The following is a 244-nucleotide window of genomic DNA, read 5'->3' on the forward strand; positions in this document are numbered from 1 at the left end:
TGAAATAGCCATGATTGAGCAGATTTGACACGCGGATCGCGTTGAACCGGCCGCGCAGATGAGCAGCGTTAGGCGCCAGAATATCATCCTCGGCAAAAGTCAGCCGAGCGTCGTCGCGTGCATGCGGGGAAGCCTCGTGCGCCTGTTGCCAGGGTATGAGGTCCTTCTCGATCGCGACGGCAAAGTGCTTCAGCACATCGTGGCCAATCGTCCGGTGCGCTGGTACCTGAATGGTCCCCGAGAT

At 59.0% G+C, this 244-nt stretch carries 1 protein-coding gene; it reads right to left on the reverse strand.

Annotated elements, in window-relative coordinates; translation table 11 throughout:
* Window positions 1-244: hypothetical protein (locus FNJ47_RS48345; RefSeq protein WP_430649504.1), on the reverse strand; the 244-nt coding region annotated here is incomplete at both ends.

The sequence above is a fragment of the Bradyrhizobium uaiense genome (genome assembly GCF_010811875.1).
In the GTDB taxonomy this organism is placed as follows: Bacteria; Pseudomonadota; Alphaproteobacteria; order Rhizobiales; family Xanthobacteraceae; genus Bradyrhizobium; species Bradyrhizobium uaiense.